Source organism: Streptomyces sp. TG1A-60, from assembly GCF_037201975.1.
Taxonomy (GTDB): Bacteria; Actinomycetota; Actinomycetes; order Streptomycetales; family Streptomycetaceae; genus Streptomyces.
The window spans coordinates 366,169-386,578 of sequence record NZ_CP147520.1 but is presented as its reverse complement, the minus strand read 5'-3'; the positions used below and the strand labels follow the sequence as shown (position 1 = coordinate 386,578).

The window sequence follows — 20,410 nt, the reverse complement described above, 5'->3', positions numbered from 1 at the left end:
TCCTGAGGGAACAGGAACAGCGTGTCGCTGCTGTGTCCCTTGTGGGACGTGTCGGCATGCGGCCGAGGCCGTGGACGACGCCTTGCCCGGCTATGTGAACGTGAGGGGTGTGTGGGAGTGGGCTCGACGCCTACGCGGGTGGTGCCTGTCGGCCCAGCCGGTGTAGACCCGGCCCTGCTTCACCACGAAGCGGGCGGGGTCGGAGCAGCCGAGGGAGGGGGTGAACAGGAGGCTCAAGGTCAGCGGGGCGGGCTCGGTGCCGGCGGTCGGGAGCAGGCAGACGGCATCCTTGCCCGTGAGGGGGGTACCAGAACCAGCCGGCCACGTCATCCACGGTCACGAGGTCCGACTCCTGCCAGGCGCCACCGAACCGGGTGTACACCTGCAGCTCCACGGAGGCGCTGTACTCGTCCTCCGCCGAACGCGCTGCGGTCAGGGTGGTCTTGTAGTCGGAACCGTGGGTGGACGAGGCGCTCTGCCGCGTCTGCGGCGCTGCGGTGTCCTGGTCGGTGATGAAGACATGCGGCATGGGTCAGGGGTTGTACGGCAATCGGTTGTTCGCAGTCATCGGCGATCGGGGTGGATGAGAAGGAGCGCGATGTCGTCGCTGCGCGGGGCCGAGCGACGGGCGTGCTGGATGAGTGTGTCGGCGACGGCGTTCATGCCACGAGGGCCGACCGGTTCGGTGCGGGCGAGTACGTGGGCGAGGTCGTCGACCGCGTCGTCGATGTCGGTGCCGGGGGCTTCGACGAGTCCGTCGGTGTAGAGGGCCAGTACGGAACCGGGAGGCAGCGGGATCTCGGTGGACGCGTAGGCGGCCTCGGGGTCGATGCCCAGCAGGAGACCGGGCGGCAGGTGCAGGGCTTCGGTGCGGCCGTCGGGGTGGCGCAGCAGTGGGGGCGGGTGTCCGGCGGTGGCCAGGCAGGCCGTGCGTGCGGCGAGGTCGAGGTGGACGTAGAGGCAGCTGGTGAACAGGTCGGGGTCGAGGTCGGTGAGCAGGCGGTTCGTACGGGCGAGGACTTCGTTGGGGGGTGCGCCGGCGGTGGCGTGGACGGCGGTGCGCACCTGGCCCATGAGGGCGGCGGCGTTGACGTTGTGCCCCTGCACGTCGCCGATGGCCGCGGCGGCCGTGGTGGTGTCTAGGCGGATGAGGTCGTAGAAGTCGCCGCCGATGTCCATGCCACGGGTGGCCGGCAGATAGCGGGCGGCCACGTCCAGCCCGGTGACGTGCGGCAGGGTGTGGGGCAGCAGGCCGGACTGGAGGTTGTGGGCGAGCTGGTGCTTGGTGTCGTACAGACGGGCCCGGTCCATGGCCTGGGCGATCAGCCCGGCGGTGGAGATGAGGACGGCGCGCTCCTCCGAGACGAACGGGTGCGGCTGCTCGTAGGCCAGGACCAGGGACCCGACCGGGCGTCCCGAGGTGATCAGCGGGAGGAACGCCCAGGCGGCCATGTCGTCCTGGAGGACCGCCGGGGGATAGGCGCGTTTGAGGTCGGCGAAGGTGGCGAAGAAGGCGGGAACTCCCGAGGTCAGAGCGCGTACGGCGGGGGTGTCCGAGGTGAGGGGGGCGGCGTCGAAGTGCCTCATGAGCTCGGGGGTGTAACCGCGGTAGCCGATGATCTGCAGCCGGCCCTCCTCCGCGGTCATCACGGCGAGGGCCGCGGCACCGAAGGCGGGCAGGACCTGTTCGGCCACCTGGTCGACCACGTCGCGTACGCCGACGGCTTCGGTGAGCGTGGCGGCCAGATGCATCAGGTGGTACAGAGTGGTGGCCCGCCCCGGTGTGGCGGGAGACGGCGGGCGCGGTGGGGGAGGGGGAGAGGCCGTGACCTGAGCGTGGGCGTGGGACGAGTGGGTGGGCGCGATGCGGACGCTGATGCCGGAGGCGTCCGGTACGAGGCTGAAGGACAGCCATCGGTTCGGTGGGCGCAGCGCTATGAAGGACACCGGTTCTCGGCTGAACATGGCCGCCCGGTAACTGTCCTCGGTGGTCGGGTCGTCCAGCCAGCGGAGGGCCTCCCAGGGCTTGGCGCCGAGCAGGTCGGGCAGGTCGGCGCCGAGCAGGTCGGCGGCCTTGGTGCTGACGAAGGTGATCCGTCCGTCCACGTCGAGCGAGCAGCAGCCGCCCGGAAGGCGCTCGGCGAAGTCGACCGCGGCCTGCGCCTCGGCCGGTCCCGCGATACGGGCCCGCAACGGCGGCAGCATCACCGGCTCGCCGCCGGGACACACCGGGTGACCGTCGTCGGCTGCCCGCCGCAGAAGAAGGCCCAGCCGGTGACAGGCACCGGTGATCGCCTTGCGCTGCCGGGAACTCAGCCGCGGCGGGTGCGAGGCGGGCCAGTGCAGCACCAGCCCGCCCCAGGTGTCCGTGCCCGTGGTGATGGGGGCGGCGGCCAGCGTGAAGCGGTACGGCACGACCAGCGCCAGCCGGGGGTAGCGGCGCGCCAGCTCCTCCTGGCCGCTCACCCACAGCAGACGGCGCTCCCGTACCGCGTCGGACACCGGCGAGGACTCCTTCAGCGCCACCCGCGCCCAGGGCATGGAGATCTCCCAGGGGACCCCGCCCAGCACCGCCAACAGCAGCACCGCCTCGTCCGGAGGCAGCAGATACACCGCCGTCACGCATGCGCCGCTCTCCCGGGCCGTGTCGAGCAACACGGTCTCCAGAACCTCCGGACCGAGGCTCCCGTCCGATCCGACGGCACCAGGGCCCGCCACGTCCTCATCCTCCCCGGACCGCACGGCCATGAGGCACGCCCGCGCACCGGAAGGACCCGCGGGTGCCCTCCTGCCGACGCGCCCGTCGGCAGGACCGGCACACACGGCCGGGCGACCACGGCAACACAGCTACGTACCAAATACGCCGAATGTCACCCATATGCGGACCATACGCCTACCGTGCGACGGCAGCATGCCGGTGACGTCACGCACGGCCGCGGCCCCACGCGCTCAGGGCCCGCCGAACAGGTGCCGGTTGCCGCTGTCGATGAGGAGCGAGCCAGGGGAAGGGCCGGATGGCAGCCCACGGAGACCGCGAGGCCCCCCGGCAGGTGACGACGAGCCCGGCACCGGGCCCTCGGCTCCGGTGCCGGGCCCGTCACCCGGACGGTTCACAGTGGAGGGCCGCCGAGCCCGATCTCGTTCCCGTCCGGATCCAGATACGTGACCTTGCGTACGCCGTTCGCGTACGTCTCGCGACTCCTCGGCTCCACGCCCCGGTCGCTGATCCCGGCGACGCGCGTGTCGAGGTCGTCGACGAAGACGGTGTGCAGGGCGTGGCCGGCGCGTCCGGGCCGATGCTCGATATAGACGTACCGGTGCTCAGCCAGCTCCCACACGGCCTCCGAGTCGTTCGGGAAGAACATCGGCGGGGAGCCGAGCAGCCGCTCGTACCAGGCGAGCGCCGCCGCGTAGTCGTTCACCGGGATGCCTGCGAAGAGATCGACGGCCATGACGCCATGGTAGGTCCGGCGGCGCCCTGCCTCACCCGTCGACGTTTGCGTTCAGGTGGACGTGCGGGCTGTTCAGGGTGGTGTAGCCGTCACCGTAGGCGGACCGGTGGTGGCCGGTGCCGCCGATGATGGCGGTCGTGGCGGTCGCAGGCCTGTGGGTGATCATGTCGCAGAGGGCGGCGTGCCGTTCTTCAGCCGCAGCACGCGCGTACACTGTGCGGTCACCTCGTCGTGGGAGACCAGGACCGCGCCGCACTCCGAACCGCCGTCACCGGCGTACCGGACGGTCTTCTTCCCCTCCTGCCCCTCCTTCTCCGTGTACAGCTTCGGATGGGCCGCCCAGCTGCCACCGGTCTCGATGTGCCTGGGCGTCGTGGTAGTACGCGCCGGCCCAGTAGGGCGTGTAGGCGGTGGCGGAAATGGTGGGGTCCCAGCGCCCGACGAACTTGATGTTCGGGTCGCCGGGTTGTCCGGCAGCGACCGCCTCCGCGGAGGCGGAGGCCGTGTTGCTCAGGGAGGCGCTGATGACGGGGGCCAGACGGCTCGCGAACTTGGTGTGGCCCGCCTCGTTGGGGTGCCCGTTGCCGTCCTCGTAGTCGGCGCCGTCCGTGAGCCAGCCCGTCGTGTCCACGTAGCGGACCTTGGCGTCACCAGCGCTGTTGCGGGCGTTGACGGCGGTCCTGGTCTCGGTGACGTACCGCTTCTTGAGGGTCTGCACCGCGAAGAGGACCGCGTCGGGGTACGTGGCGCGGAGGTCACGCAGGAAGGTGGTGTACGCCGACTGGAACGCGGCGCCGGACACTCCGCGTCCGATGTCGTTGGTGCCGAGGTTGATGACGACCGCGCTCGCCCGGTAGCGGGAGAAGTCCCAGTCGGTGGCGCCCGTACTGGCCGTCTTGAAGAACTGGTCACGCAGACCAGTGCATCCGGACCGGGCGACCAGGCAGTAGCCGGAGCGGGCGATCTGTGTGTGCCGCATACCCAGTCGCTCGCCGGTCTTCCAGGCGTACGAGTCGAGCGCCAGCCGGTCGGTGAGGGCGCCCGCGGTGATGGAGTCGCCGACGAACTCGATCAGGCCGGATGGTGTGCTCGGAGCGACCGTGCGGGCGCCGGAGTCCAGGATCAGGCCCTGGAATACCGTGTCGCCGGAACGGTAGGTGATCCGCAGGGTGTGGGTGCCCGAGGGCAGGGACCGGGGGGTGAGGTTCACCGTGCCGCGTACGCCCGCGTGGAAGACGTCGGGCCCGCCGTCGATGCTGACGTAGAAGTTGACCGCGTTCCTGGCCTTCACCTTCACCGTGGTGCCGGTGAAGGACGTCTGCACGTACCCGCCGGTCCAGTTGGCGACAGCCGTCGTACCCGAACCGGTGTCCCACCGGCCGACGTAGACGATGTTGGGGTCGGAGACCGAACCGTCTCCCGGCGCGGCATGCGCCGGGGTGGTACCGGCCAGGGACAGCAGACAGGCGAGGAGTACCGCTGTGAGGGCGGCGGCGAGGCCTCGTCCTGCGCGGACGTGGGGGAGGTCTGCATGGGTATCCTTTCTCCAAATGTGGGAGCGCTCCCATGAACAGCCTTTCAACAGAAGCAGTGAAACGATTCACGGTCAAGGGGCCTGCAGGGAAGGGAGTTGGTCACCTCTCGTGAAGATCACGCTCCGCGCCCGCCGTGGCGGGCGCGGAGCGTGATCTTCCATTCCGGCACGGACTCAGCCCCCTGCCTGCCTGACGAGTTCGCCGATCCGTGCCTCCGTGGCGGCGGTCAGCTCCGTCAGGGCATAGGCCGTGGGCTGCATGGTGCCTTCGTCGAGCCGCGCCCGGTCGCTGAAGCCGAGCGTCGCGTACCTCGTCCTGAACTTCTGCGTGCTCTGGAAGAAGCAGACGACCCAGCAGCCCGGTCGGCCTCGGCTCCCGAGACGGTCAATTGGCCCATATGCGGCCGTCGAAGCTCAGTGTGAACCTGGCACAACCATCCGTGCCGCTCGAAGGTCACATCAAGTGGGAGCAAAGCGCTCTCGTGGATACAAGGGGGAAATATGAGAATCACGCGCAATGTCGCGGCTGCTGGGGCGTTAACCGCACTGGCGGTAGGCGCCATGACCGCGTTCGGCACGACTGCCTCCGCCGCACCCAACGTCACACCGCAGGGCGTCTGCGGCAGCGCCTACAAGACCGTGAACTCGGCGCCCATCGGCTCGTTGGGCACCGTCTACCTGACGTACAACTCCTCGAACGGCAAGAACTGCGTCGCGACCATCCGCGCCAACCCGGGCGCGGTCAAGTACATGTCCGCGTACATCTATGTCCCTGACACCGGCGAGTGGGCCGGGGACTCCGAGGCCTACACGTCGTATGCGGGGCCGGCCTACGTCTACGGCAGGGGCTTCTGCGTGAGCTGGGGCGGCAGCATCGACAACGTGTACGTGTCGGTGGAGAACTCCAACTGCGCTGCTCTGAAGGAACACCGGGTCACCGAAATCCGCTGATCGGGCTCATCACCCGACCGTGAGCCCCCGCGCCGCCGCCTCCCGCAGTTGGACCCTTGCGGACCTTGACGCTGACGGTCATGGGAAGGCGTTCATGAGCCGCAGGTGGCGCGGGAACTCGTAGGAGGTCGACCTGCATCGGGTCGTGCAGGCTGTTCACGACCGCGACCCGCAGCCCGGCCGCCGTTGGCGCCGGGCTGCGGGTGACGACCTCAGCGTCGCTACGCGGGGGCGAACTGCCCGGCACGGCTGACCAGGAGCCGCCGACGCTGCCCGGCCGACCTCCGTCCAGGCGTGCGTTCCGGCGGGCGCGTCATGCCCAGGCGGCGACGTACTCGTCGCGGCCCTGTAGCCAGGCGGCCGACGTTGCCGATGACCTGGTACAGCCCCTCGCCGTTCGATCGGCTCCGGAGTCGCACCTCCCTAGCGGCAGCACCCGCTGAACCGCGAAGGGAACGCCCGCCCGGCTGGAGAGGAAGGCGGCGAGCGTCAGTAGGGGAAGACGAAGGCCACCGCCGTGCCGATGCGGCGGGTGTTGGCCTCCTTCGCGGTCGTGTCGCGGACCAGACGGCGCCACAGACACCAGTGGACTCCGCCCAACAGCGCCAGGACGACCAGGAAAAATGACGATCATCGCCGCAGAGCAATCTCACGTCGCAGTGCCCGAACCCCGCGCACCGGTCCACCGCCGTCGCACGAAGCCCGCAACTCCGCAAAGGCCCCTTGAAGAGCCACAAGTATGGGTCGCGCGTACCGGTTAAGGGTTGATTTTACGCCCATCGTGACGTGCACCTGTCGAATTTTCAGGTGGGCTGGCACTCTGCGTTGCGCGAGTTCGTCCTCGTCCCCCACCGCAGAAGGAGTACGCGTGAGAGACATACGCCGCGTGTCCCGCCCCCTCCGCAAGTCCCGCTCCGTCCTCGCCGCCCTGTTCGGCGCCACCGCGTTGCTCGGCACCGGCGTGTTCGCTTCGCCTGCCGGGGCGGCCACGGCCGCGGCGGACCCCGCCTCGTTCTGGACCGCGGAGCGGATGCGTCAAGCCGCTCCGCTGGATCTACTGCCCGTGGACCGCGCCCAGGTGGAGGTCCCCTCGCTAGCCAAGGGCAAGGAGAGGACCATCGCCCCGACCCTCCCGGGCGCCCTGAACGATGTCGGGGCGCTGGCCTTCCCCAACAGTGGTGGGCCCTGGACCGGTGGCGGGGCCGTGGTGTCCACGGCCGGACGGGTGTTCTTCACCTACCAGGGACGTACGGCCTCGTGTTCCGGCAATGCCGTCACCAGCGCCAACAAGAGCACCGTGATCACTGCTGGGCACTGCGTGAAGCTGGAGGGCGCCTGGCACACCAACTGGGTCTTCGTGCCCGGCTACCACGACGGACAGGCCCCGTACGGCAGGTGGAGTGCCACGAAGACGTTGTCCACGCCGCAGTGGACCGCGAGCGAGGACATCAACTACGACGTCGGCGCGGCCGTGGTCGCCCCGCTGGACGGGAGGCTGCTGACGGATGTCGTCGGCGGGCAGGGGCTGGCCTTCAACACCGGCTACAACCAGGCCATGTATGCCTTCGGGTTCCCCGCCGCCTCCCCGTACGACGGGGAGAAGTTCATCTACTGCAGCGGAACCACCAACCGTGACTTCCTGCTCTCCAACGACCACGGCATGAACTGCAACATGACCGGCGGCTCCAGCGGCGGCCCCTGGTTCACCCAGTTCAACGAGTCCACGGGCACCGGCCTGCTGTCCTCGGTGAACAGCTTCAAGTACAATTTCCTGCCGAACCGGATGTATGGGCCGTACTTCGGCACCGACGCGCAGAACCTGTACCAGACCGCGCAATCGTCCTGACCACCGGTCAGATCGTGCTGGCCGCGCCGTAGCTTGCGAGGCCCCTGCCGTCCCGCATACGACGGCAGGGCGGCGGTGCCGTGGGTTACGGCACCGCCGCCCGAGGGCCGGCTGTCCGGAAGCCGGCTTCCCGCTTGTCTCAGCCGGTCAGGCGTCGACCCGCTCGTCCGCCGCCGGAATCACGGCCCGCCGCGCCGCCAGAGCGGTACAGCGGAGCCACCATGGAGAGCGCGGCCAGCGCAAGCGGGCTGTCGGAGATCGGCTTGGTGAAGAAGCTGCGGGAGGAGAAGAACAGCGTCGCCATCGCCTCTAACGAGTCGTTCGGCAAAGCGCACATGTTCCGGCGAACCTGTGCCAGGTGCTGCCGAAACTTCACGGGTTCGACGGTGTCGAAGAGGCTGCCCAGTCGCCTCGATGTTCGCGCCACGCGGTCCTGAGAGCTTCGAGCTCGGTGCGAGGGAAGTGCTCACCCCACTTGCCGCGGTATGCGCTCTCGCCGTACTCCCTCACGACCTCGTCGAAGCAACGGATCACTGCTCGGGCAACGACGTCGATGTTCTGCTGGGTGGACCAGATCTCGGTCCCCGTGTTGTCGTGGTCACTGCCGCGGGCCAGCTCGAGTAGGCGGATCCACACGTTGGTGCCTTCACGGTAGAAGATCCATCGGAAGGCGGTGGGCTCGGCCTCGAACTGTGCTCGGCACTCGGTCTCGCCGACGATCAGACGTGTTGCTGCCGCCAAGAGATCTTCGGGGGCAGCGGTGATGTAGGAGGCCGTGACTTCGGCTTCCGCCTGGTGGTCGCTGACGATGCAGTCGGCCCAACCACGTCCGGACAGGACCCAGGCGAGTCGCAGGTGGGCCATCCTCGTTCCCCTTCTCCGGGCACGGGTTCCCTGCGCTGATCGCCGAGGGCCCCTCGCACACCTCCGAGTCTGGGGGATGGTGAGAGTGGTGACCAGCGGATTCTCTGACGCCGGCCGACCCTCAGCGATCGGGCAGGCGCCCGGGGTCGACGTGGTCGGCGAGATAGATCAGGGTGGCTTGCGGGTCCATGCCGAAGGCCGCGGCGACGAGTTTGGGGTCCACGGTGTTCACCAGGTCGACGAGACGGGTGCTGCGGATCATGCGGGGCGGGAAGCTGCAGTCGTCAAGAACGTGGGAGAGATAGGTAGTTGAGGCCGGGTTCCGCCCGGCTTTTGTTCCTTTGGTGACCATGACGTGCGGGTTATCCGTCCGCCATGCCTCACGGTGGGCCAGGCACCGCTGCAGCACCGTCCAGGAAGCGGGATCCAGGGGGACGGGATGGGGCCGCTTCCCTAGCCGGACCGTATGGGCCTGCTGGTGATGTCGTCGATCTTCAGCATCCGCACTTCGGAGCTGGAGGCGCCATGCAGCAAGGCGAGCATGCCCATCACCGCTTCATGCGGGTGCACGTGCTTGCCGGCTGTCCACCGCCGGAACAGCTCGCGTTGCTGGTCGAGGGCGAGGGTCTGGCCGCGGAAGCCGTTCGTCTCCTTCGCGACAAGCTGGCGGGTGGGGTCGACCAGCAGCATCTTCTGGGACCGCGCGAAGCGGAAGAACTGCCGCAGCACGGTCAGCCGCCGCTTGCGTCCCTGGGGCAGGGTGGACAGGAAGGCTTCGATGTCGTGCACGTCGACGAGGGCCCAGGTGTTCTTGTCCCGTTCGTCGTCCAGGAACAGGGCCAGGTCACGCAGGGTGGGCCAGGGCCGTCTCCAGGGTGTGATTGCTGCGAGGGCGGGTGCCCGCTCGGCGGGCTCGGTCCTGGGCCCGTATCCGGGAGGTGTTGAAGGCGGCGACGGCTTGCCGCAGCGGTTCGGCCTGGTCGGTGGGCAGGGCCAGGTGGTGGCTGAAGAAGTCCTCGAGTGCGCGGGCGAAGGAGCCCATCGACCGTCCGGGCCTGCGCGATCCTTCCAGCAGGGCCTGGGGCGAGGTGCAGTGCCCGTCTTCCAGGAGCCGGCCGAGGTCGGTGACGAAGCCGCAGGCTCTGGCGGTGCAGTGCCGGGCAGCGACATGAGCGACAAAGTCCCCCAGCCAGGAAGGTGGATCGGCGAGCCGGTCGCGGAGGTGTTCCCCGCGGACGAGCGGACGAAGGGACGGCCAGGGTGCTTTTGCCAGCAGGCCGAGCACAGCCCCAATCCGGCTTGTCGCCGCAACTGACCGCACTCGCGGCAGGTCCTCGGAGGCTGTTTCTGCTGCCGGGGCCGTGAACAGTGGCCGCACCAGACGGTCGTCTCGCGCAGATAGCCGGGCCTGCGGCAGCGCGGGCACGTCTGCTGGGCCGCCCGCTGATCGGCCTTGCGCCGGCAGTCGCGGCACAGACGGTTCTGCGATGACCGGACGGGGTGGCCGCATTCCTCGCAGACCCGTGAGCAGATGATGCACCGGCCGGTGTCCTGCTGCAGGACGCGGTCTCGGCCGCAGCCGGGGCAAGTCGCCTTGGTGGGCCGCTCGTTCAGCCTGCGCCAGCACCGGCAGCAGTGCTGGCGGTCGAGATATCCGACGGGGGCACCACAGGTGACGCAGTCGCGTTGCTTCTTGCCCATCGCAGCCTGCTGATCACAATGGCGGCATCGACCGGCCCCGGGCAGAGGCAGCCTGCGGCAGGTCGGCAACTGGACGAGGAGGTGCGATGGGCCGTTCGACGGGGGTGGTGTCGACCTCGATCAGGTCGTTGGGGGTGCACTCCAGCGCGGTGCACAACGCGGCCAGCGTGGTCATCTTCACTTGAGCGGGTTCCTTGGTGAACAGCGCGGACACCGATGCCGAGGACAGTTCCAGGCCGGCCTTCTCGGCCAGCAGTCGCCGCAGTTCCGTGCCGGTCCATACCTCGCGCTGGGCGGCGGCCATCCGCAGCCGCCATTGGATCTTCATGCCGTGGTGTCCTTCCCGGTCAGCTCGGCCAAAGTGCTGGCGACCGCGCGTTGATAGGCGTCCTCGATGAAGGTCGCGGAGGGCCGGACATATCGCATGGTCGAGCTGACGGTCCAGTGACCGAGCATCTGCTGGATCGCGACGAGATCGACGCCACGTTCGTAGTTGTGCGTCGCGCAAGCTCTTCGCAGAGCATGCGGGCTGAACCGCTCGGATGCCGGGCGTCCTTCGAGTTCCATCAGATAGCGGAGCCGGTTGCGGATGGTCCCGCGATGCAGGCTGCCGCCGGACTCGTCGGCGAAGAGCACCGGCGAGTCGGGGAACCTGGGCCGCACGTCCTCCAGGAACCACCGCAGCACCAGGTCCAGGCCGTCGAGCATAGGCACCCACCGAGGCCGCGGCCCGGACGTGTGGGCTCCCTTGCCGAAGCGGACGTGGAGCTTGCCGAACGGGCCTCGGGTGAAGTGCAGGTCCGGCTTCTCCAGGAGCGACGCTTCCTCGGAGCGGAGCCCAGCGTGATACAGCGTCCGGAACATCGCATAGTCCCGGGCGGCGGGTCCGTACTTTCTCGCGGTGGCGATCCGCTGCTTCATGAAGTCGGAGAACTCCGTCACCCGCTCCGGTGTCGGAGGCGGCAGCAGGGCCGGGGAGTCGTCGCCGACGTGCCGGGAGGCGTTGAACTCGTCGACTGGGCAGACGAGGCGGACTCTGAACGCGGCCTCGATTCCGAATGCCTTGCGGGCCTGCAGGAACCGGTGGAAGCCCTTGAAGATCTGCACATACTCACGCCGGGTGGACGTCGCCCGACCCTTCACCGCCAGGTCACCGACCACGCGGTCGATGTCCTCCGGCGTCACCTCCCACGCGGGCCGCCCTAGCGCCGCCAGGGAGCGCTCCAGCAGACCGACGTCGTTGTCGATGGTCACCGAGCTTAACCCGCGGGCCCGCCAGGAGGCGACGAACGCATCGACGCACGCGGCCTGGAACTGCCACGGGTCCGTCGCCAGCGGCTCCTGCGGGACGGCCCCGCCCGCGATGACCTGCAGTCTCGCCACGGCCACCGGCACACCTTCTGGGGACCGCAGCCCCCCGGGGCGTCGGCGGTCACGTGCGCGGCGGCATACGGATCGCACCGGAGTTGTCCTGACGCGACCGGCTGCGATGGAGAGGCGAGCAAGGTGCCAGTCCCGGCTCCCACGGAACGGGGCCTTTCCCGATCGCACCGGTAGGACGGGGCCGTGACCAATTCTGCAGACGGCGATAAGAGCAACTATCTCGGGGGAGCTTGAGATTCGGGTGTGCTGGCCTGGCGGTTCGGCTGGTGGGTGATCAGCAGGCGGTGTCGCGGGCGAGGACGAGTTCGGTGCTCGTCTGTCGGCGGGTGGCCCGCTGGGCGGATCGGTCGGAGACGAATCCGGCGATCGCGAGGTGGGTCTCGGCGTAGGTGTCGCGCCGTCTGGTGGATCTGCGCAGGGCTGCCCACTGGTGGAGCCCGGCGTTGGTGTGCTCGACGCAGGTCCGGGCTGAGGACTGGCGGCGCCTGGCCTTCTGCCAGGCGTGTTTGTCCCCGTCGCACGCCTCGTCCGCGGGTTTCTTCGGCGGTGCGCCGACCTGGCCGGGGAACTCCTTGGCCAGTCCCTGGTACCCGGAGTCGACCTTGGCCTTGACCGTGGGGCGGGTCCGCAACCGCTCGGCGATGTCTTCGGTGGGTAGGGCGGTCTGATCGTGGGCATCCGGCCCGCCGGACCGCGCCGGACAGCAGCATGCGGTCCTGGCCGTCGCTGGACGTGGTGGTCTCACCGAGCCCCGCATCCGCGTCATGCAGCTGCTCGACGCCGCACCACATCGGACACGGTCCTCGGCAGGACGGCTCTGTCACGGTCCAGCCAGAGCAGAAGGAGACCGAGCGTGCAGGCGAGGGCCGGCCAGTAGATGTAGCGGTAGTTCGTCGCCGGCATGATGGGCAGGTAGCCGAGGATGTAGACGGCCGAGCTGATGCCCAGCGCCCGGATCGGCAGGCAGAACGTCCCCCTGCCCGGACGGACGGCGAGCACGAGCGCCGCGGCAAGCCAGAACCACCCCCGAAAGAGCGGCCGCAGATCCGTGACCGCGCCGCTGACGTACGACTCGAGCGTGCCTTCCAGCCAGGGGTGGGCCACCTCCATTCCCAGGTCGTTACTCCAGACCCCTGACTGGTACGGGTAGCCGGTCTCGAAAAGCAGGCCTGTGAAGAGCCTCAGCCGGTACTGGAGATAGCCGGGGACGTGTCCGCTCATCTCACGTAGCCACAGGGACGTGATATGGCCGGAGTCCCCGATCAACCCGTCCGCCGGGCGTTCGTAGCAGGCCCAGTAGGCGTCCGACAGGGCGCCCATGCGGTCACACTCCTCCGCAGCGGCCACGAGGCGGTTGCGAAGGTCCGGCGGTACGTTCGCCGACCTCAGTTCCTCCACGGTAAGAACGTGGACCAGGTCGTCGAGCATGATCTGTGCGCCCTGTTTCGTCTGTACGGGCTGTGCGATCCAGGAGATCGCGGCGGCGGGCAGGACGAGGCCGGCTACGAGTGCCGCTGTGCATGTGGCCCAGGTGCGGCGCCCGGGGGTCCGCCACAGGGCGAGGACGAGCAGGGCGAACACCGGAATCGCGGCGAAGAACGCGTTCTTGCGCACGAGGATGGCGTAGGCGAGGAAGAGCACGCCCAGCCAGAGCAGAGCCCAGCGCATCGCGGTGGGAGGGCGACTGTCTCGCAGTCGCAGCCCCACGAGCGCCACCGCGCAGGCGGCGAGCAGTGCGATGGCTGCGTGGACGTCCTTCCACACCACGCCGAGGAACGTCACGACGGGGGGAGTCAGCCCAAGACCGAGGACGGCGAGCGAACCGGCACGGCTCGCGGTCAGGTCCCAGACGCACCAGGCCACCCCCCACAAGGCGCCCCAGAAGATGACGGACTGCAGGGCGGCCAAGGACGCGGGCATGCCGGTGACCGCGATGAGCGCACGCCACACCAGGCTCAGCACGGGCGGGTGCCAGTCGGTCAGCGGCGTCCTGCCCATGGCTTGCTGCAACTGGTCGATGCTGTCGGGACTCATGTACCCCGGGGCGAAGACGGCGGTGGTGGCCAGGCAACACACCGCGGCAACAGCACCCAGACCCCAGACCCAGAGCTTTTCACCCTGAATCCATGCTTTTTGTCCCATATGGCGGATGCTAACAGTGTCTACGGCACCGCACGGATCAGGGCGCGACGAAGACGTAGCGCCGGTAGGCGAAGAAGCGGAACAGGGTGGCGAGGACCCAGCCGAAGAGGCGGGCGGCATTGTCGCTGAGTACCGACTCCAGCCCGAGCAGGTGCCGTGAGGCAAAGACCGTGCCCGCTGTGATGGCGACACCGAGGATGTTCGCAACCAGGAACAGGGCCAGTTCCTGGGTAACCTTCTCGCGATGCCGTTGGCGGTATGTCCAGTAGCGGTTCCCCACCCAGCTGAACAGCGTCGCACCGCCCGTCGCGAGGACGGACGCCTGGACTGGGGCGGCCCGCATCACTCCACCCTCCGCGCCGCCGGGGAGACCGAAGACCAGCAGGTTGTAACCGCCGTTGTCCACAATGAAGGCCAGCGCCCCGACAGCCCCGAACTTGGCGGCCTCGTGCCAGACGCCCCTGACGGCGTCACGCAGACGCAGCGTCACAGATGCGAGGACCGGCACACGGCGAGAGTATCGACACGGCGCGTCCTCACGCCCCGGACGCGCCCCTCTCACATTATTTCCTCTCGTAATTCGGCGATGGTTCGGTAAGGAGTGGCCGTGGAACCGACGATCGCGTGTGTCGTGCCGTGTCACAACGAGGAGGCGGCTGTCGGCAAGGTGGTGCGCGACCTGAGGGCGGCGCTCCCCGAGGCCGACATCTACGTGTACGACAACGTCTCGACGGACCGCACGGTGGAGGTCGCCCGCGAGGCGGGTGCGATCGTCCGGGAAGAGCCGCGCAAGGGAAAGGGCAATGTCATCCGGCGGGCCTTCGCCGATGTCGATGCCGACGCCCTGCTCATCGTCGACGGTGACGACACCTACGACGCGTCCCGTGCCCGTGACATGGTGGACCTGCTCTTCGAGGGGCCGTACGACCAGGTGGTCGGCGCCCGCCGGGAGACGGTCAGTGCCGCGTACCGGGCCGGGCACGCGATCGGCAACAAGCTGCTCACAGGTGCGGTGCGGTCCCTGTTCGGCAACGACGTGACCGACATGCTCAGTGGCTACCGGGTCTTCTCGCGACGCTTCGTCAAATCCTTCCCCGCGCTGGCCCGCGAGTTCGAGACCGAGACCGAGATGACCATCCACGCACTCCACCTCCGGCTGCCGACGGCGGAGGTGGTGGTGGACTACCGGGTCAGACCCGAGGGAGGCGAGAGCAAACTGCGCACATGCCGGGACGGCTGGCGCATCCTGCGGGTCATCCTCGATCTCGCCCGGCGCGAGCGGCCCTCGCTCGTCCACACGGTGGTCGCGGGTCTGCTGGCCCTCGTGTCGGTCATCCTCGGCGCCCCCGTCATCGCCGACTTCATCAGCACGGGCACCGTGCCGCGCATCCCCACGGCGATCCTCGCAGCCGCGATCATGACGATCGCGGCGCTCGTCCTGCTCGTGGGGTACATCCTCGAGTCGCTCATGCACATGCGTCAGGAACAGTCCAGGCTCGTGCACCTCGCATACGCGGCGCCGGCCCGCTCACCGCGCTTGACCGGGCACCGGACCAGCCCCGGGCCCGTGCCCGTCCGAAACGCCCCCAATACCTTCCACTGACTTTGTTGGCGTGATGTCGTAGCTGGCAGGTGGTGATTGCCGCGGCCGGTAGGTTGCATGAGGTATCCGCCAGGGGGCGGACTGACCGCGAAGCGACGGGCGTGACACGAGCGCATCCGGACACGGGCGGCCGAGTTGTCCGCCTTGGGGCACGACAACGCCTCAACCAGTACATGGCCGAGCTGGCGGACCCAGAAGGAGTCGGTGCATCATCCTTGATCAGGAGTTACACCGAACGTTCGGGCCAAGCGTTTCACAGTCCCCGTCCTGTCGGCGCAGCACCTTGACGGTGGCCTCGTCTTCCAGGAGCGCGGCGACGATGTCTCCGTGGTCGGCGCGACCTGGTGCCGTACGGTCACGATGTCTCCGTCGCAGATGGCCGCGTTGATCATAGAGTCGCCGGAGACCGGGAACGGACGAGTTCGCCGATTCTCGGAGGACTCTGCCTGGGAACCGGCGGCGATTTTGTCGTATCGCCTTGAGTATGGCGTGGGGCGAAGACGTCTACCTGACATGGTGGGGGCTCTCGGTGATCGCGTGCGGAGGCAGCCTGGTCCGTGGCAGGATGACGGCCGCTGAGCCGAGAGGTCGACGCCGTGTAGGCGTCCGAAGGGGCTACGCACAAAGCGACGGGGCGGGGACCTGAGAGTGCGGGATGTGGCGTTCTGTCGGTCTTGTCGTCGTTCGATGGTGTGACGTTGGGGCATCGCTGCCTGTCAGAGGTTCGGGGTTCGCTTGAGTTATGGCATGAGCATGCGCATGTCGTCACCACCGAATATGAGACAGGGCCGTTAAATTGACACACCCCAGGACGGCGGTGGCGAGGCGTTCGACGGCGGCATCGTCGGGGAAGACCTGGACGACGTCGGCCCGGCGTTTGACCTCACGATTTAAGCGCTCCAGCGGGTTGGTCGACTGGATCTTCTTCCAGTGCTGGTGGGGGAAGTCGGCGAAGGCTGTCAGCTCTTCCTTGGCGTCCAGGAGCATCTCCTTCACCTTGGGAAACTGCTTGCCGAAAGCGTCGGCGACGGTGTCGAGCTGGGCGCGGACGGCCTCGGCGGTGGGCTGGGCGAAGACCGTGCGGATGGTCGCGGCCACCATCTCGGAGGCGTCCTTGGGGATCACCGCGAAGACGTTGCGCAGGAAATGAACGCGACAGCGCTGGTAGGCGGCGCCGAGCGTGACCTTGCGGACGGCCTTGACCAGGCCGGAGTGGTGGTCGGCGATGACCAGGCGGACCCCGGTCAGGCCCCGCTCGCGTAAGGAGCGCAGGAACTCGCTCCAGAAGACTTCGGTCTCGCTGTCGCCGACCATCAGCCCGAGGACCTCGCGTCCGCCGTCCTCGGTGATGCCGGTGGCGATGACCACGGCCTGGGAGACGATCTGGTGGTTCACCCGGGCCTTGCAGTAGGTGGCGTCCAGGTAGATGTAGGGGAAGCGGATGTGGTCCAGGGGGCGGGTGCGGAACACGCTCAGTTCAGTGTCGAGGTCGCCGCAGATCCTGGAGACTTCGCTCTTGGAGATGCCGGTGTCGCCGCCTAGGGCCTTGACCAGGTCGTCCACGCTGCGTGTGGACACGCCCTGCACGTATGCCTCCATGATGACGGCGTAGAGGGCCTGGTCGATGCGGCGCCGGCGTTCCAGCAGGGAGAGGAAGAAGGACCCGGTGCGGACCTTGGGGATCGCCAGGTCCAGGTCCCCGGCCTGCGTGGTCAGTACCTTCTCCCGGTGCCCGTTGCGCATCGTGGTGCGGGTCCCGGTGTGCTCGCCGGGCTCGGCGCCGATGTGGGCGGTGGCTTCGGCTTCGATGAGTTCCTGCAGGATCCTCTGGGCCAGGGCCCTGATCAACTCGATTCCGTCCGCCGTACGCAGTGACTCCATCAGGCGGAGTAAGTCATGCTGGGACAAGGCCATCGCGTCACCTCTCGTTTCAACGAGCTTCACTACTCGGAGAGTTGCGCGATGGCCGCCCCATGACCAGGGGCTACGCAGAGATCGCTGCTACACCACTCGGCGGGACACCATCTGGCCGCGGGTTCCGCTGGGCGATCGAGGAGTGTTTCCAGGCAGCGAAGAACGAGTGCGGCCTGGACCAGTACGAAGTCCGTCGCTACGTGGGCTGGTACCGGCACGTCACACTCGCCATGCTCGCCCACGCCTTCCTCGCCGCGATAAGCGCGCAAGCAGCCGAAAAGGGGGATCCACCGGTGAGGATGCCGAGGTCATCGGGCTCACTGTGGCAGAAGTGCGGAGACTCCTGGCAGCTCACGCGCCCCGAGTCCCCCGTGCCCGCACCCGCGCGCTGAGTCGGTCGCGTTGGCGCCGCCGACGGCAAGCGGTGGCCCGCCGCTGCCACTATCGCCGTCGCGGGCACTCCTTCGAGGGATGGGCGGGCAGAAGCCGTCGATGACGGCACACTGACCGCTACACTCCCACCGCTCGACGTTCCCTCAGGTCAAGCCACGAAGTACTGCTGGAGTACTAGTCGCTAGTTCAAGCAGGTGCTGATCGGCAGGGTGTGACTTCCCACAGAGAGGTCAGCCGTCGGCGGCCAGAACAGGGGCGGGTAGGCGATGTCGCCGTCCGCTTCGGCGACCCACGATCCTTCGGCACACAGGGCGGACGTACCGGTCGAGATGGAGGAAGAGAAGAAGTTCTGGTGGTCGCTTACGGCGGCCGTTGCCCCGTTGCGGGTGAGCTCAACTCTGATACTGAGCGAGTCCACCCACGAATCGCACTGGGTTTCGGCCTGCGTAGCAATCCTCGGAGGCATACCCAGGGACACGTACCACGGCGTATAGACCGTGAGGGTGCAAGTGATCGTGTACTGGGACGCCTTGACCACCTGGGCCTCGAAGGAGCCCAGGGACAGGCTGGCCCGTGTGGTGCCCTTGGGCAACGTGAAGCTACGGCTCACCGACGAACGGCTCGTGGTGTCTGCCGGGGCCGATCCGGCGAGGTCGGCGGGCGAGGACGCGTTCGCTGCGGGGACGGCTGCCAGAAGGGTGGCAGCGCTCACGGCGGCCACCGTCAGGCACCGGGTGGTCAACCGGGCGCAAACCGGTATGAGCGGAATGGGCATGTCAATCCCTTCACATTAGTTGGTCAGGCTGATCCGATGGCCCGCAACGCACAACCGGGCCCAGGCTCCAGGGGAGCGACCGTTGCCACTGCTGTGGTGAAGACACCGGGCAGTTGTACGGGCTTTCCTCCGGCGTACGCCGGCCCGCTGCGGTCCCCTGGCCCGCAGCGCTGTCTGACACGGCAAAGCATAGGAAGCGGCCCTTGCAGAAAGGCCAGAGTTCTTCTGTATCCGCCGCCCTGGCTGGCTGGCCCGTACGACCTGCGAAATATCCGATCGTCGAGCCCCGTGAACGCATCACGACCGGCAAAAACCGGCAACTAACCGGCAACCCGCCGACAACGGCGTGGGCTTGCCGTTACCCGGACATGACCGAACTCGTCGTCCACGGCACGCCCCACCAGGGCTGACGGCGCGACCAGTTCGGCCAATGGGCGGCGTTGCGGCAACGGGACGAGGCGCGGGATGGCGGATTCAACCGATCGTCGCAACACCTTGATCATGGAGGTGTCCGATGGGACGACCGGTGCACTCGGCGACGGCCGCCGTCAACACCGCGATTCCGTACGCCTCCGAGGCGCAGCGCCGTAGGTCAGCTCCACGAGACTGTCACTGCCCGAGCGTGGGCCCGCGAGCACCGCCGGGCGCAGGAACCAGCACCCGCCGCGCCGGAGGCGTAGGCCTACGTCCTCGACCGAGAGCCGGTCCTTGAGGACCTGACGCGCCAGCAAGTCCTCGTCGAATTGACGGCACACCGGCTGCCCGACGCCCTGACCCCGCTGTTCCTGTGCAGCCCAGGGAGCGTGGGCTTCGGCGACGTGAAACTCGCCCTGGACTCCGGCGTCGTTCTGCGGCGGCACGGCTGGGGAAGCGTGCTGGTCGGCACCTTCACCGGATTCCTGCTGTTCTCGCTGTACGGCGTCGGCCGCAGCCTCGCGGGATCGTGGGTTCGACTGCGTACGCCGCTGCTCGTGTCCTACGCTGCCCGCGGGGCGTGGCGTCGGTGCCGGGCGGGGGAGGCGACATGATCGTCGGAGTTCACGGCATTCGGTGCTACCGGTACCTGACCGAGGCCGGCAGTGCGGAGCTGGCCGGTGTGGCGCTCGCCGCCGAGTGGAGTGAGGCGCTGGGGCTGCCCCCGAGCCGAGGACACTTCACACCGCCTACTACGCCCAGTTGCTCCACCTCGGAACCACTCAGGGCTCGGACGAGGCCGAGTTGCTGCCGCCAGGGGGCCAACGACTCCTGGTGGAGTGGGTGTCGGCGCTGGGTGCGCCCACGGAGGTCACGATGGGCCCGGGCACCAAGCCCGTCCGGCAGGCGGCCGAGTGGCTGGCCGAACGGTACGGTGCGGCGGCCCGACGGTTCGTGATCATGCTGTGCCGTGAGGCGGACACCTACGTCTCGGACCCCGACTCGCCGCGCCGGGCGGCCGTGCGCGCGGAGCTGGGGCGGGTGCTGGAAGAGCGGAAGCCCAAGGTGGTGATCGCGCATTCACTGGGCTCCGTCGTGGCGTACGAAACGCTGTGGCACAGCCCGGTCGAACTCGACCTGCTCGTGACGCTCGGCTCGCCGCTCGGCATGCCGCACGCGTTCTTCGAGCGCCTCTCGCTGGGCGAGGGCAACGACGAGAACAAGGGGCTGCGGCCTCCGAAGGTCAGACGCTGGGTGAACATCGCGGACGTGGGCGACATCGTGGCCCTGCCGCGCGATCTGCCAAGCCGCTTCCCGGGCATCGACGCCCACTACGAGGTCTCTCTGGGCCTGGTGGCCTCGCACAAGGCGACACGCTATCTGGCTCAGCCGGAACTCGCCCGTGAGCTGGGCCCGTTCCTCCCCTCCGCCTGAGGCG

Annotated in this window: 20 protein-coding genes and 2 pseudogenes; 6 read left to right on the top strand and 16 right to left on the bottom strand. The window is 68.4% G+C overall.

Annotation, left to right across the window (positions count from 1 at the left end; genetic code table 11):
• Positions 1-564 precede the first annotated feature (564 nt).
• The 4 genes from WBG99_RS01020 to WBG99_RS01005 all read right to left on the bottom strand — a co-directional run bounded on the left by WBG99_RS01020 (position 565) and on the right by WBG99_RS01005 (position 5,034).
• Complete coding sequence (locus WBG99_RS01020) at positions 565-2,718, bottom strand: SpoIIE family protein phosphatase (RefSeq protein ID WP_338894460.1); 2,154 nt, start codon at positions 2,716-2,718, stop codon at positions 565-567.
• Between the two features lie 392 nt (positions 2,719-3,110).
• Positions 3,111-3,452 carry a VOC family protein gene (locus WBG99_RS01015; protein ID WP_338894459.1) on the bottom strand — a complete coding sequence of 114 codons (342 nt, stop codon included), beginning with the start codon at positions 3,450-3,452 and terminating at the stop codon, positions 3,111-3,113.
• A gap of 31 nt (positions 3,453-3,483) precedes the next feature.
• Entirely contained in the window at positions 3,484-3,618 is a 135-nt protein-coding gene (locus WBG99_RS01010) for a hypothetical protein (RefSeq protein WP_338894458.1), read from the bottom strand.
• Positions 3,619-3,720: 102 nt separating this feature from the next.
• The gene (locus tag WBG99_RS01005) at positions 3,721-5,034 is read right to left on the bottom strand and encodes a GDSL-type esterase/lipase family protein (RefSeq protein WP_338894457.1); all 1,314 of its coding nucleotides are present in this window, start codon (positions 5,032-5,034) and stop codon (positions 3,721-3,723) included.
• Between the two features lie 453 nt (positions 5,035-5,487).
• Here WBG99_RS01005 and WBG99_RS01000 point away from each other — a divergent pair, with 453 nt between their 5' ends.
• Both WBG99_RS01000 and WBG99_RS00995 read left to right on the top strand, forming a co-directional pair.
• Positions 5,488-5,937 (top strand): spore-associated protein, encoded by a 450-nt coding sequence (locus WBG99_RS01000; protein WP_338894456.1) that lies wholly within the window; start codon positions 5,488-5,490, stop codon positions 5,935-5,937.
• An 868-nt stretch (positions 5,938-6,805) separates the two neighbouring features.
• A complete protein-coding gene (locus WBG99_RS00995; protein WP_338894455.1) occupies positions 6,806-7,783 on the top strand; it encodes a peptidase in 978 nt (325 codons plus the stop codon).
• 139 nt (positions 7,784-7,922) lie between these two features.
• Here WBG99_RS00995 and WBG99_RS00990 read toward each other — a convergent pair whose 3' ends face one another.
• The 10 genes from WBG99_RS00990 to WBG99_RS00945 all read right to left on the bottom strand — a co-directional run bounded on the left by WBG99_RS00990 (position 7,923) and on the right by WBG99_RS00945 (position 14,381).
• The gene (locus tag WBG99_RS00990; protein WP_338894454.1) at positions 7,923-8,159 is read right to left on the bottom strand and encodes a hypothetical protein; all 237 of its coding nucleotides are present in this window, start codon (positions 8,157-8,159) and stop codon (positions 7,923-7,925) included.
• Positions 8,156-8,647: a hypothetical protein gene (locus tag WBG99_RS00985; RefSeq protein ID WP_338894453.1), complete on the bottom strand. Its 492-nt coding sequence runs from the start codon at positions 8,645-8,647 to the stop codon at positions 8,156-8,158. The genes WBG99_RS00990 and WBG99_RS00985 overlap by 4 nt, the downstream gene beginning before the upstream one ends.
• A 121-nt stretch (positions 8,648-8,768) precedes the next feature.
• Positions 8,769-8,909 (bottom strand): hypothetical protein, encoded by a 141-nt coding sequence (locus WBG99_RS00980; RefSeq protein ID WP_338894452.1) that lies wholly within the window; start codon positions 8,907-8,909, stop codon positions 8,769-8,771.
• Positions 8,910-9,100: 191 nt separating this feature from the next.
• Complete coding sequence (locus WBG99_RS00975) at positions 9,101-9,436, bottom strand: hypothetical protein (RefSeq protein WP_338894451.1); 336 nt, start codon at positions 9,434-9,436, stop codon at positions 9,101-9,103.
• 55 nt (positions 9,437-9,491) lie between these two features.
• On the bottom strand, positions 9,492-9,932 hold the full coding sequence (locus WBG99_RS00970; RefSeq protein WP_338894450.1) for a hypothetical protein: 441 nt from the start codon (positions 9,930-9,932) through the stop codon (positions 9,492-9,494).
• Between the two features lie 429 nt (positions 9,933-10,361).
• Positions 10,362-10,676, bottom strand: a complete 315-nt coding sequence (locus WBG99_RS00965; RefSeq protein ID WP_338894449.1) for a helix-turn-helix transcriptional regulator — start codon at positions 10,674-10,676, stop codon at positions 10,362-10,364.
• The gene (locus WBG99_RS00960) at positions 10,673-11,731 is read right to left on the bottom strand and encodes a site-specific integrase (protein ID WP_338894448.1); all 1,059 of its coding nucleotides are present in this window, start codon (positions 11,729-11,731) and stop codon (positions 10,673-10,675) included. The genes WBG99_RS00965 and WBG99_RS00960 overlap by 4 nt, the downstream gene beginning before the upstream one ends.
• A 274-nt stretch (positions 11,732-12,005) precedes the next feature.
• The gene (locus WBG99_RS00955; protein ID WP_338894447.1) at positions 12,006-12,362 is read right to left on the bottom strand and encodes a transposase; all 357 of its coding nucleotides are present in this window, start codon (positions 12,360-12,362) and stop codon (positions 12,006-12,008) included.
• Between the two features lie 131 nt (positions 12,363-12,493).
• Entirely contained in the window at positions 12,494-13,873 is a 1,380-nt protein-coding gene (locus WBG99_RS00950; protein WP_338894446.1) for a hypothetical protein, read from the bottom strand.
• A 37-nt stretch (positions 13,874-13,910) separates the two neighbouring features.
• Positions 13,911-14,381: a GtrA family protein gene (locus WBG99_RS00945; RefSeq protein WP_338894445.1), complete on the bottom strand. Its 471-nt coding sequence runs from the start codon at positions 14,379-14,381 to the stop codon at positions 13,911-13,913.
• Between the two features lie 93 nt (positions 14,382-14,474).
• Here WBG99_RS00945 and WBG99_RS00940 point away from each other — a divergent pair, with 93 nt between their 5' ends.
• The gene (locus tag WBG99_RS00940) at positions 14,475-15,476 is read left to right on the top strand and encodes a glycosyltransferase family 2 protein (protein ID WP_338894444.1); all 1,002 of its coding nucleotides are present in this window, start codon (positions 14,475-14,477) and stop codon (positions 15,474-15,476) included.
• Positions 15,477-16,283: 807 nt separating this feature from the next.
• On the opposite strand, the pseudogene WBG99_RS00935 reads toward WBG99_RS00940, so the two are convergent.
• Positions 16,284-17,390, bottom strand: a pseudogene (locus WBG99_RS00935) (IS256 family transposase); the annotation flags it as partial.
• A gap of 119 nt (positions 17,391-17,509) precedes the next feature.
• Here WBG99_RS00935 and WBG99_RS00930 point away from each other — a divergent pair.
• Positions 17,510-17,782: pseudogene (locus tag WBG99_RS00930) on the top strand (IS701 family transposase); the annotation flags it as partial.
• Positions 17,783-17,964: 182 nt separating this feature from the next.
• On the opposite strand, the gene WBG99_RS00925 reads toward WBG99_RS00930, so the two are convergent.
• Positions 17,965-18,495 carry a hypothetical protein gene (locus WBG99_RS00925; RefSeq protein WP_338894443.1) on the bottom strand — a complete coding sequence of 177 codons (531 nt, stop codon included), beginning with the start codon at positions 18,493-18,495 and terminating at the stop codon, positions 17,965-17,967.
• 806 nt (positions 18,496-19,301) lie between these two features.
• On the opposite strand from WBG99_RS00925, the gene WBG99_RS00920 reads away from it, so the two are divergent.
• Both WBG99_RS00920 and WBG99_RS00915 read left to right on the top strand, forming a co-directional pair.
• The gene (locus WBG99_RS00920; RefSeq protein ID WP_338894442.1) at positions 19,302-19,586 is read left to right on the top strand and encodes a hypothetical protein; all 285 of its coding nucleotides are present in this window, start codon (positions 19,302-19,304) and stop codon (positions 19,584-19,586) included.
• A 148-nt stretch (positions 19,587-19,734) separates the two neighbouring features.
• Positions 19,735-20,406 carry a serine peptidase gene (locus tag WBG99_RS00915; RefSeq protein ID WP_338894441.1) on the top strand — a complete coding sequence of 224 codons (672 nt, stop codon included), beginning with the start codon at positions 19,735-19,737 and terminating at the stop codon, positions 20,404-20,406.
• Positions 20,407-20,410: the final 4 nt, after the last annotated feature.

Coding starts and splice junctions, on each gene's coding strand:
- WBG99_RS00985 (WP_338894453.1), bottom strand. CDS start 8,647: ATGGCCCACCTGCGACTCGCCTGGGTCCTGTCCGGACGTGGTTGGGCC.
- WBG99_RS01015 (WP_338894459.1), bottom strand. CDS start 3,452: ATGGCCGTCGATCTCTTCGCAGGCATCCCGGTGAACGACTACGCGGCG.
- WBG99_RS01010 (WP_338894458.1), bottom strand. CDS start 3,618: ATGATCACCCACAGGCCTGCGACCGCCACGACCGCCATCATCGGCGGC.
- WBG99_RS00965 (WP_338894449.1), bottom strand. CDS start 10,676: ATGAAGATCCAATGGCGGCTGCGGATGGCCGCCGCCCAGCGCGAGGTA.
- WBG99_RS00980 (WP_338894452.1), bottom strand. CDS start 8,909: ATGATCCGCAGCACCCGTCTCGTCGACCTGGTGAACACCGTGGACCCC.
- WBG99_RS01000 (WP_338894456.1), top strand. CDS start 5,488: ATGAGAATCACGCGCAATGTCGCGGCTGCTGGGGCGTTAACCGCACTG.
- WBG99_RS00950 (WP_338894446.1), bottom strand. CDS start 13,873: ATGGGACAAAAAGCATGGATTCAGGGTGAAAAGCTCTGGGTCTGGGGT.